10 protein-coding genes are annotated in these 12006 nt (G+C 40.0%); 5 read left to right on the plus strand and 5 right to left on the minus strand.

Annotated features, from left to right (window positions below; translation table 11 throughout):
• The first annotated feature begins 1 nt into the window (after window position 1).
• Both F0226_RS01000 and F0226_RS01005 read left to right on the plus strand, forming a co-directional pair.
• Window positions 2–1273 carry a YeaH/YhbH family protein gene (locus tag F0226_RS01000; RefSeq protein WP_171733876.1) on the plus strand — a complete coding sequence of 424 codons (1272 nt, stop codon included), beginning with the start codon at window positions 2–4 and terminating at the stop codon, window positions 1271–1273.
• A gap of 11 nt (window positions 1274–1284) precedes the next feature.
• The gene (locus tag F0226_RS01005; RefSeq protein ID WP_171733877.1) at window positions 1285–2865 is read left to right on the plus strand and encodes a SpoVR family protein; all 1581 of its coding nucleotides are present in this window, start codon (window positions 1285–1287) and stop codon (window positions 2863–2865) included.
• 226 nt (window positions 2866–3091) lie between these two features.
• On the opposite strand, the gene sohB is transcribed toward F0226_RS01005, so the two are convergent.
• Entirely contained in the window at window positions 3092–4159 is a 1068-nt protein-coding gene (gene sohB / locus F0226_RS01010; RefSeq protein WP_171733878.1) for a protease SohB, read from the minus strand.
• A gap of 134 nt (window positions 4160–4293) precedes the next feature.
• Between sohB and F0226_RS01015 the strand changes: the two genes are divergently transcribed.
• On the plus strand, window positions 4294–5034 hold the full coding sequence (locus F0226_RS01015) for a YciK family oxidoreductase (RefSeq protein WP_171733879.1): 741 nt from the start codon (window positions 4294–4296) through the stop codon (window positions 5032–5034).
• Between the two features lie 366 nt (window positions 5035–5400).
• Here the strand turns inward: F0226_RS01015 and F0226_RS01020 are convergent, their stop codons facing one another.
• A complete protein-coding gene (locus F0226_RS01020) occupies window positions 5401–6342 on the minus strand; it encodes a chemotaxis protein CheV (protein ID WP_171733880.1) in 942 nt (313 codons plus the stop codon).
• 169 nt (window positions 6343–6511) lie between these two features.
• A complete protein-coding gene (locus F0226_RS01025; protein ID WP_137372435.1) occupies window positions 6512–7729 on the minus strand; it encodes an ROK family protein in 1218 nt (405 codons plus the stop codon).
• Between the two features lie 314 nt (window positions 7730–8043).
• Between F0226_RS01025 and pyk the strand changes: the two genes are divergently transcribed.
• Entirely contained in the window at window positions 8044–9489 is a 1446-nt protein-coding gene (gene pyk / locus F0226_RS01030) for a pyruvate kinase (protein ID WP_171733881.1), read from the plus strand.
• Window positions 9490–9686: 197 nt separating this feature from the next.
• Here pyk and F0226_RS01035 read toward each other — a convergent pair whose 3' ends face one another.
• Both F0226_RS01035 and F0226_RS01040 read right to left on the minus strand, forming a co-directional pair.
• Window positions 9687–10844 carry a DUF6363 domain-containing protein gene (locus tag F0226_RS01035; protein ID WP_171733882.1) on the minus strand — a complete coding sequence of 386 codons (1158 nt, stop codon included), beginning with the start codon at window positions 10842–10844 and terminating at the stop codon, window positions 9687–9689.
• A gap of 77 nt (window positions 10845–10921) precedes the next feature.
• On the minus strand, window positions 10922–11011 hold the full coding sequence (locus tag F0226_RS01040) for a YnhF family membrane protein (protein WP_171733883.1): 90 nt from the start codon (window positions 11009–11011) through the stop codon (window positions 10922–10924).
• A 145-nt stretch (window positions 11012–11156) separates the two neighbouring features.
• Here F0226_RS01040 and F0226_RS01045 point away from each other — a divergent pair, with 145 nt between their 5' ends.
• Window positions 11157–11750, plus strand: coding sequence for an outer membrane beta-barrel protein (locus F0226_RS01045; RefSeq protein ID WP_171733884.1), 594 nt, complete (start codon window positions 11157–11159; stop codon window positions 11748–11750).
• Window positions 11751–12006: the final 256 nt, after the last annotated feature.

The following is a 12006-nucleotide window of genomic DNA, read 5'->3' on the forward strand; positions in this document are numbered from 1 at the left end:
TATGGCTCAATTTATCGATCGAAGGCTCAATGGAAAAAATAAGAGCGCTGTGAATAGGCAGCGTTTCTTAAGGCGCCATAAAGAGCAAATAAAGGAATCTGTGGCCGATGCAGTGAATCGACGTTCAATTACGAATACTGAATCAGGTGAAGACGTTACGATTCCACATAAAGACATAAAAGAACCAACTTTCCACCAAGGGCAAGGTGGAATGAGAGAACGTGTACATCCAGGCAATGACCAATTCATCACGGGCGATAAGATTGATCGCCCTAAAGGTGGCGGGCAAGGCGGAGGATCTGGGCAAGGTGATGCTAGTCAAGATGGTGAAGGTCAAGATGAGTTCACTTTTCAGATTTCTAAAGATGAATACTTAGATATTTTATTTGAAGATTTAGAGTTGCCTAATCTGGAAAAAAACCAGATGAATAAGATCACCGAATGGAAAACGCATCGCTCTGGTTATAAAACGGCGGGGATTCCTTCAAATATTGCAATTGTTCGTTCATTGCAACAGTCGCTCGCGCGCCGCACAGCAATGACAGCAGGAAAAAGACGTCAACTTAATGAGTTGATAGATATGCTTGACCAAATACAAATGAAAGAGCCCGCGCAACCGTTCGAAGAGACACGTATAAAAGATGAAATAGCCGCTCTAAAAAAGAGAATTGAGAGCGTACCTTTCATTGACACGTTTGATTTACGTTATAAGAACTATGAAAAGCGCCCTATTCCTTCAAGCCAGGCTGTCATGTTCTGTTTGATGGATGTCTCTGGCTCTATGGACCAAGCAACCAAAGATATTGCAAAACGCTTCTACGTGTTGCTGTACCTATTTTTAAATCGAACTTACGAAAATGTAGATGTGGTATTCATTCGTCATCACACTCAAGCCAAAGAAGTGGATGAGCATGAATTTTTCTATTCACAAGAGACAGGTGGCACGATTGTTTCTAGTGCATTGAAATTAATGAACGAAATAATTGCAGATCGCTACCCAGTCGGAGAATGGAACATTTATGCAGCACAAGCCTCTGATGGAGATAACTGGGCTGATGACTCACCAAGATGTAAAGAATTGCTGGTGAATAAGCTCTTACCAAACTGCCAGTATTATTCTTATATAGAAATTACACGCCGTTCTCACCAAACTTTATGGCATGAATACGAGAAGCTAGAAACCAGTTTTCCTAATTTTGCTATGAAGAATATCAAAACGGTCGATGACATCTTCCCTGTATTTAGGGAACTCTTTAAGAAAGAGACAGCGTAAGGAGATTTGCCATGACAACGAAACCAGACGTTGCCGAAAAAGGCAAAACAAACGCACAAGCAGCGCCTAAAACGCGTGATACAAGTAAGCTTTTGCCTGACGGACCAGATTGGACTTTTCAGCTACTAGAGAAATATCACGTAGAAATTAAGCGCGTTGCAGAGCATTACCGCTTAGATACCTACCCAAACCAAATTGAAGTCATCACTTCAGAACAAATGATGGATGCTTATTCAAGCATCGGCATGCCTATCAATTATAACCATTGGTCCTTTGGTAAGAAATTCATCCAAACCGAGCAAAATTACAAACACGGTCAAATGGGGTTGGCATACGAGATCGTCATCAATTCTGACCCTTGTATTGCTTATTTAATGGAAGAAAATACGGTCACAATGCAAGCTCTTGTAATGGCGCATGCTTGTTACGGTCATAACTCATTCTTCAAAGGTAATTACCTATTTCAAACCTGGACAGATGCTAGTTCAATTATTGATTACCTGTTATTTGCTAAAAAATACATCGCAAGTTGTGAAGAAAAGTACGGAGTTTCAGAGGTAGAAAAGCTGCTCGACTCTTGTCATGCTTTGATGAATTACGGGGTAGATCGCTACAAACGACCAGAAAAAATATCTATCGCAGAAGAAACCGCAAGGCAGGAAGAAAGAGAAGCTTACTTACAATCTCAAGTAAATGAGTTATGGCGTACGGTACCAAAGGCAAAAGAAAAGGAAGAAGATCTGAAAGTTCGTTTTCCTTCAGAACCGCAAGAAAACATTCTTTATTTCATCGAAAAACATGCTCCTTTGCTTGAACCATGGCAACGTGAATGTGTGCGTATTGTGCGTAAAATCAGCCAGTATTATTACCCTCAAAAACAGACGCAAGTGATGAATGAAGGATGGGCGACTTATTGGCACTACACCATCTTGAACCATTTATATGATGAGGGTTTAGTTAGCGATAAGTTCATTCTTGAATTTCTACATAGCCACACCAGTGTTGTAGCGCAACCAGCATACAACAGCCCATACTTTAGTGGAATTAACCCCTATGCGCTTGGCTTTGCCATGTTTCGGGATATTCGTAGAATTTGTGAAGAGCCCACAGATGAGGATAAAGAATGGTTTCCTGAGTTAGCAGGAAGCGACTGGTTAGACTCTTTACATTTTGCGATGCATAACTTCAAAGATGAAAGCTTTATAAGCCAGTATCTCTCACCTAAATTAATCAGAGACTTTAAACTCTTTTCCATACTTGATGATGACAGGAAAAACCATATTGAAGTCAGTGCAATTCACGATGAGCCAGGCTATAGATTGATAAGAGAAAAACTTGCTGCTCAATATAACCTCAGTAACTTAGAGCCAAATATTCAAGTGTTCAATGTTGATATACGCGGTGACCGGTCCATGACTTTGCAATATGTTCCACATGACCGCATTCCTTTAGATAAAGGCTATGACGAGGTATTAAAACACTTGTATCGTTTATGGGGCTTTGACGTCATCTTAGAAGAACTAAAAGATACGGGGCACAGAGAAATACTCGCAACTTGCCCTAAACGTAACGACTATGGCGCGAAAATTTAAACTCTGTATTAGGACATGGAAATAGAGAAGCAATTCACCTAAGAAAGCTAAGAGTAGACAATCCTAGTAGCTGTTCAATTATCAATAAAAAAGCGCACAGACTAAACCTGTGCGCTTTTACTATTTTCCAGTTTCGTGAACAGTTATCAATCTCGAAAACAGTTTAAGGATCGTGAACGACTTCAGGATCAAGAATGCCGTAGAAACACAAAACTGACATGTTCAATTAAACGATAGGCTTTTGACCGCGTTCAATTAGCTTCATTAATACGTTGTCTGCCGATTTACCAGCAACACCTGCCAATTTATCAGACAGCTTTTTCTTTTGTACGTAGTTAATGGCCAAAACAGTTTTGTCTTTACAAGCCTCAACCACCAAATCATCTGAGGTACGAAGTTCATCAACAAGACCTAACTCATGAGCTTGTGTACCAAACCAGTGTTCGCCTGTTGCTACTTTTTCCAAATCTAAAGCTGGGCGATGATCTCGAATGAAATTTTTAAACAGATCATACGTTTCTTCTAGCTCTTCTTTAAACTTCTCACGAGCTTTATCGCTGTTCTCACCAAACATGGTCAGTGTGCGTTTATACTCACCCGCAGTAAGCTGTTCAAATTCAATATCATGCTTTTTAAGAAGCTTATTGAAATTAGGTAGCTGAGCAATCACGCCAATAGAACCAACAATCGCAAACGGTGCAGAAACAATTTTGTCTGCGATACATGCCATCATGTAGCCACCACTTGCCGCGACTTTATCAACAGAAATAGTAAGAGGCAGACCAGCAGCTTTAATACGATCTAACTGAGAAGAAGCTAGACCATAACCATGTACCATGCCACCGCCCGATTCAAGTTTAAGCAAAACTTCGTCGCCTTCACGTGCAACCGCTATAACCGCTGTCACCTCTTCACGTAACGAAGCCACTTCTTTTGCATCAATGCTGCCATTGAAATCTAGAACAAACAGGTGAGCTTCACGCTTGCTATCTAACTCACCTTCTTTTGCGGCTTTTTTGATTTCTTTATCACGAGATTTGTTTTTTTCTTTTTCTGTTTTCTTTTCAGCTTTATCGCGAGCTTTAATAAAAGCTTCATCATGCAAATGATGCTCTAACTGCTCAATCGTTTGTTTATGGTGCTCTGATAGGTTAGTGATTTCCAATTCACCTTTTATCGCACTTGATTTTCCACCTACTGATTTAGCAATAACTAAAATAGCAATAATGGCAATTACGACTGTCGCAATCTTGGCTAAAAACAAGCCGTAGTCCAACAAAAATTCCAATGTCATATCCCCTAATGTATGAATTAGTGTATTGTAACGATCTTGTCACGATTACCAAGAATTTCTACTCATTCCTGAGGTTATCTGTGTGATAAAACATCAATGGAATGACTTACATAATTAAAAGAAGGATGCGCACAGTGGATTACCCAATCTCTAAAGATGCCCTCAAAGATAAAGTAATTTTAGTTACAGGAGCAGGAGCGGGTATTGGTCGCCAAGCTGCTCTTAGTTTTGCTCAACATGGGGCAACGGTAATTTTACTCGGTCGTAATGTTAAGAACCTTGAATTCATTTACGATGAAATTGAGTCTGCGGGTTACCCACAGGCGGCAATTATCCCCCTTGATCTAAAAGGGGCAACAAAGCAAAACTATATTGATATGGCAGAAACGATTGAAGGTCAATTTGGTCGTTTAGATGGCTTATTACATAACGCAGGCGTTTTAGGCACGTTAAGTCCATTTGACCAGATTGATGAAGATACTTTTGATGATGTTATGCAAATAAACGTTAAAGCCGAGTTTTTAATGACTCAAGCATTACTTCCTATCATCAAAAAGTCTGAAGCTGGCAGAATTGTTTTTACCTCTTCAACTGTTGGTCATTCTGGTCGCACTTTCTGGGGGACTTACGCTATATCTAAGTTTGCCACAGAAGGAATGATGCAGATTTTAGCCGATGAATTGGAAGATACAGCAATTCGAGTGAATGCTATTAACCCAGGGGCGACACAAACTCGCATGCGCGCGAAAGCGTACCCAGGTGAAGATGCAAATACATTAAAAGCACCTATCGACATTATGCCGCTTTATTTACATTTGATGAACCCTGAAACAACAGATGTGAATGGTCAATGTATTGATGCGCAACCGAAATAACTTGCGATATTGTTAACGGTTATTCCACAGGAAAATTCAAAATAGTCGTTGTAAGATATCTAGATTGAACAACTTCTATTTTATTCAGATAAAGAAAAAGGGAGGCAAGCCTCCCTTTTAAATCAATTCGTTAAGTTAACCCTTAACTTCAGCTTCCATACGTCTTTTCTTAATTTCCTTATACAGTAAAATACTTAAAGTCATGACGACTTTAGATGTTAACCATATCATTGTAGGAACTACCCTAAAATTTAGATGAAAAGTTACGTTAGATAGTTTTACATATTTCACTATGTAAAATATGTATGGTTAATATAACAACTATTTATCAAATCGTCATCAATTCTATATGGAACAGCACCCTAATTATAAAATCTGACGCAGTCTGTCTTGAGCTACTTGAACCAACAAATCTGGCTGGAACTTAGATATGAAGCGGTCACACCCTACTTTTTCAACCATAGCTTCATTAAAACTGCCGCTTAAAGACGTGTTTAACGTAATGAAAAGATCATGCATACGAGGATCACTGCGCACTTCATGTGTCAGCTTATAGCCATCCATTTCCGGCATTTCTGCATCGGTAATCATCAACAGCAACTCTTCATTTATATTCTTACCAGCATCACACCAAGACTTAAGTAAATTCAGCGCTTCTAGCCCGTCTCGGCATTCAATAATATTAAGCCCAAGCTGAGATAAAGTGCCTTTAACTTGATTTCTTGCCGTTGAGGAATCATCCACGATTAGTACATTTCGACCAATCATTTCATTGGCTAACTGCGAATCTAAAATACCTTCAGAGATCGATACATCGTATTCAATGATCTCAGCTAGTACTTTCTCAACATCAATGATCTCAACAATTTTAGTTAACTTCTCTTCTTCGATATGAGTAATCGCAGTTAGATAATTGTTTCGCCCTGAAGTTCTCGGTGGTGGCTGAATTTCAGTCCATGCCGTATTAACAATATTACGGACTTGCCCCACAAGGAAACCTTGAACACTTCGGTTATATTCCGTAATGATAAGATTTTGTTCTTGCGAATCATCTCTTGAAGGAGGAAAGCCAATGGCACTTCGAAGATCGATAACAGGTACAGATTCACCGCGAAGTGAAGCCACACCTGTGATGTGATGATGAGCCCCAGGCAATCGAGTCAAAGGTGGGACTTTTAAAACTTCTTTAACTTTAAATACGTTAATCGCGAAAAGTTGACGACTATTTAAACTAAACAAAAGTAGCTCAAGTCGGTTTTCACCAACGAGCTTAGTTCTTTGGTCAACTGAGTTTAAAACTCCAGACATACAACACCCTAGTAATCACTATAACTATAATTATATCTATAGTTACCATAGCCCAAGTCAATAAGCTTAGATATCAATAAAAGCGTTTCTAAAGATAAACTCTAAAAATGTTAAAGCAAATCACAAGAACTCAGTACACTAAACAGCAGTTAGGTTTGACTAATATTCGTTAACCTTCAATCACTTTCATTAGCAATTGCCCATCAAAAAGAGCTTGTTTGACCAAAGCTGCGCCAGGCATTGTGGCTTGCTTATAAAAACGAGACTCCACTAATTCAAGGTCTTGCTGGTAAACAGGTAAAGACTGCTCTTCAATACACTTTTGAATGACAGGAAACAAAACCTCTTTAGCTTGGTTAATTGCACCACCAATCAAGATTTTTTCAGGGTTAAACAGATTAATCACCATCGCTATCGCTGAACCTAAGTATTGACCAAGTTGCTCAATAACTTCAACTGCGAGAGGATCACCTTGTGCAGCAGCTCCGCAAATATTTTCCAAAGAAATCGTTTCTAACTCACTTAGGCTAGATTGCTCGCCATTAGCAATCCGTTCTGTAACTTGCTCTCGAATCGCTTTTGAGCTCGCAACCGTTTCTAAACAGCCTCGATTACCACAGTGGCACTGCTTGCCATTCTTATCGATTTGGATGTGACCGAGTTCGCCAATGTTACCGTGTCGACCCTGCAATACTCTCCCATCCAGAATAATCCCGGCACCAAGACCGTGGTGGATAGAAATAAGTACCGAGTTTTCATTATTCTGTGAGTTACCAAATAGCTTTTCAGCCAATGCCCACGCTCTTGTGTCATTTGCAATAAATACAGGTAAGCCAGTTTCTTTATAAATCTCAGGGCCAAGTGCCAGGTTTTCCACGTTGTAGTGAGGCATCTGAAGCACAATACCCTCTTCAGAATTGACTAAACCCGGTAACGTAATCGCAATGCTCGTTACCCTGTCTAATTGCTCTGAATAGGTTTGAAAAAACTCGTCGATTTCATGAAGAAGACGAGCTAATACATCGTCTTGATCTATTTCATGAATATCAATTTTTGTATCAATTAAAACATCGCCCCCCAATTCATGGAGTGCGATCGTCAAATACCCTCGACCGAGACGCATCGATAGGAATTGCCATCCTTCGTTATTGGTTTGTAAACCAACAGCAGGGCGGCCTCGACTTGTCGCTTCTTGAACCGTAGTTTCATGAATAAGATGCGCTTCTATGAGTTCACGAGTAATTTTGGTAATACTCGCCGGAGCCAACTGACTTTGCTTGGACAAATCGATACGAGAAATGGGACCTTTAAGGTCTATTAGTTTATATACACGACCAGCATTGACCTGTTTGATATGATCAATATGGCCCGGTTGAGCCATGTACATTTTATGCTCCAGAAATCATTAACAAAGCAATTTTTTTACTTTGCGAAGTAATTGTGAAGTCACTTGGTATATCGCCGTGACAGGCATCACGTATATACACGAATCTTTGTGTATCTAGTCAAATAGTTCAATAAAAATTAACACTTATTCTAACAAATACTGACTTATTTTTTTAAGTAAAATATCTAACCACATACCATTAAATACCTTATTTGCTGATTATTTTCCCTTCGAATTCGCTAATTTGTATGGCCTCCCCAAATAAAATGGTCATTAATGCATATACTTAATTTAGTTGAACACAGGAGACTCCAATGACAGCTGAATTACGGAAAACAAAAATTGTCACAACACTTGGTCCATCGACAGATAAAGACAACGTTCTTGAAGAAATAATCAAAGCAGGTGCAAACGTTGTTCGTATGAATTTTTCTCACGGAACCAGTGAAGATCATATTCTTAGGGCTCAGAAAGTAAGAGCCATAGCTGCAAAGTTAGGGACTCAAGTCGCCATCTTAGGTGACTTACAAGGACCAAAAATTCGAGTTTCAACCTTTAGAGATGGCAAAGTTCAGTTAACCGTCGGTGATAACTTTACACTTGATAGTAGCCTTGGCTTAGGGGAAGGCACAGCCGAGTCAGTAGGGCTGGATTATAAAGAGCTTCCCAATGATGTTTGTTCGGGAGATGTTTTGCTATTGGATGATGGTCGCGTTCAGCTACAAGTCACTGAAGTAGAGGGTTGTAAAGTCCACACCAAAGTTACCATTGGTGGTCCCTTATCAAACAATAAAGGCATCAATAAAAAAGGTGGTGGGCTTTCTGCTGAAGCTCTAACCGAGAAAGACAAAAGAGATATTGTCACAGCGGCTCAGATCAAGGTTGATTTTTTAGCGATATCTTTTCCAAGAAATGGCGCCGATATGGTGTATGCCCGAAAGCTTGCACGTGAAGCCGGTCTTGAAGCGCATTTAGTCGCCAAAGTGGAAAGAGCTGAGACAGTTGCAACTGAAGAGAGCATGGACGACATCATTATGGCATCAGATGTTGTCATGGTTGCCCGTGGTGACCTTGGGGTTGAAATTGGTGATCCAGAGCTTGTTGGAGTACAAAAGCAGCTTATAAGACGCGCTAGGGCGCTTAATCGCACTGTCATTACTGCGACGCAAATGATGGAATCTATGATGTCAGCACCAATGCCAACACGAGCAGAAGTGATGGATGTGGCTAATGCAGTATTAGATGGAACCGACGCGGTGATGCTATCGGGTGAAACCGCAGCAGGTGATTACCCAATTGAAACCGTCAAATCGATGGCTGAAGTGTGTGTTGGGGCAGAGAAGATGGCTTCGGTTAATCAATCCAACTATCGAATTGATCGCACGTTTGTCACGGCTGAAGAAACGGTCTCTATGGCTACTATCTATTCTGCAAACCATATGGAAGGTATCAAAGGCGTTGTCACTTTAACAGAATCAGGTAGAACGGCTTTGATGATGTCACGGCTCAGTGCAGATATGCCTATTTATGCTTTATCTCGAAATGAAGAAACCCTCAATCGTTGCGCATTGTATAGAGGCGTCACACCCATTTATTTTGAAACAGACGAAGAAGATAGCCTAGATATTGCTTTATCAACACTAAAGAATCTAAAAGGCAAAGGTCACTTAAAATTTGGCGATCTCGTCATCATCACTCAAGGCGATATTATGGATGTTGCTGGGTCAACAAACTGCATGCGGATTCTTCCAGTCACTTAATGGTTAATTTGTTAGTGATAGCTTTGCCCGGATAATGACAGCTTTGCCGGGTTAGTGACAAATTTTTCGGAACTCTGAATTTGCAGATCCTGAATTTGCTAGAGAACCTAAAACGAAATGAAGCACTAATCATAGTGCTTCATTTGTCGTTTATTTTTTGATTAAATTATCTAGGTTAGGTTCTGGGCATGACTCATTTAAGAACGGTTAACTGAAGAATAAGCCTCAATAAATCGATACCCGGCTTCCAACCCCAACTCGTAATCATGCAGTAAATCTTCTTTATCACTCATTAATGAGCTTGATTTTAGAGGCTTACTCGGGGCTATTTGCACAATGAAAGTGTCATCTGGCGGGTTATTCAAGAAATCTTGAGTTAGTGAGTACGTTTGATAGTGCACCATCAACATATCAGCTAAACCTGAGTCAAATTTATCACCTACCAAATGGCTTAAGCGGTAGATATCATCGGCACCAAATAGCCAGCGTCCACCATTGAGCAAGTCTAAATTATTTCTTTCTTTTTTTTGCTCTTTGGAGCGTGATATCTGTTGTTGAAAAAAAGAAGTCCAGTCAGTTTTCCATTGTTCAACACGTTGTTGCCAATGACCTTGCACGCTGCTGAACGACTCTCTAAACCATTCAAGTTCCTCTACAGATATCGCTTTGGGAGGACTTGCCCCCACTTCATTATGACCAAAAGGTTCATCTTCTTCGATTACGGGTTCAGTTCTAATCACAACAATTGAGCGAGCTTGCCTACGCCATGCTTCTTGAACAGGTATACAAGCAGAAACACCGCCGTCTACATACGAACGGTCGCCAATTGTAACTTCTCCATTATAAAGTCTTGGGATTGCGCATGTTGCTAGCATAGCTTTGTACCAATCACCACCAAATAGTGGAAAGTAGTGGTCACTCAGATTTTGAGCATCCGTCACGGCTGCGAAAATATTCCGGTTTCCTAATACTTGTCGGCCAAGATCGATATCCAGCTTATAAGGGTAAGAAAAGACTTGTTCAAGCGCCCACTCTAAACCTAGACCTTTATTGTGTCTGATGTAAGAAAAGAGATTAAAGAATTCTGGGGAAGTCGTAAGTTCGGTTATGAATGATTTGCCTAACCCTTGCTCGCGGCAAACAAACGCACAAAGATTTAACGCACCAGCAGAAGTGCCATAGAAATCATCAAAAGGGTCAAAATTAGACAATAAGAAAGAATCTAATACCCCGGAGGTAAAAATCCCTCTCTGCCCTCCTCCTTGAGCAACCAGCGCCGTTCTTCCGATAATGTATTTAGAATAAAAATCTAAATCCATTGCTGACTCTGAGTTAGTTATCAGTGCGCTATTCATAATCAATCAAGGTTTGATTTAGGCAGACGAAAACGCTAATCCCAATAAAGATCACTCGATCTCGCCTACCTGAAAATCTAACTGCCAATAGCGATAAAACCGAAAGTGATGATTATCGATAAAGCAAAAACAACAATTTGTAGAGCATTTTTCAGATTCTGGTCCATAGACACCTCTGTATTTTTTATAAGTTATATTGGGTTCTATTAAGTTGTATCAGCTGTGTGAAGTATCTTCAAGAATCGTCCAAATAAGTCGCACAATATTGGCGTAACCATCACAATTGGAGAGTGTATAGAAAAGGATAAGCTAATGAACACCAAAGCAAATATAGTTGCACTACTCGCTCTTTTTTCAGCTTCAAGTTTGTACGCTGCCCCCGATGTAATTATCACCCCTTTGGTGGGTTATACCGGTGGTGGTAGTGTAGAAGATGAAGATGGTAACTCCTACGACATGGAAGGTTCAGAGAGTTTTACTTTTGCCATAGAAACACCATTAGATAAAGGACGTATCGGGCTCTTTTACTCTAATCAACAGTCCCAGCTTGAAACATTAAACATAGATTCATCTATCCAATATCTGCATTTTCAAAGCAGTATTTATTACCCTGTGAATGAAAAGCTATCTTCTTATTTGGGGCTTGGGTTGGGTGTCTCTTATGTCGATGTTGATTGGGCGAAAGACAAATATGGATTCTCAACATCAGTTTTCGGCGGCTTTGAATACAAACTTGGAGACAATATAGCGTTAAACAGCCAGCTTAGGTGGCTTGGGACTGTGGTTGACAATGATACTTCTGGCACCTGCACCCTACCAACTACAGGTCAATCGTGCATTATAAAGTTTGATACCGATTGGATGAACCAATTTCAAGCAAGCCTCGGACTAACCTTTTATTTCTAATCAAAGCGTCTCTAGTTTCTAATAAAAACGTTTCTAATAAATGAATGTGAGCTACAACCTGTAAATACCGATGCAATGATGAGTTCCCCCGCTTTAAATAAGTGCACTATAAAAGTCGTATATTCTGAAAATTCGCCAGCACAACCTAATGATGTTGGCGAATTTGACTATCATTCGTATATTTTTCAGTCATACACTCCACTTTATCGTAAAGCTCATTCATCTTATAAATCCACCATTAATAGTTAATTAATCT

Origin of the sequence: Vibrio sp. 99-70-13A1, assembly GCF_013114625.1 — a bacterium.
GTDB lineage: Bacteria > Pseudomonadota > Gammaproteobacteria > Enterobacterales > Vibrionaceae > Vibrio.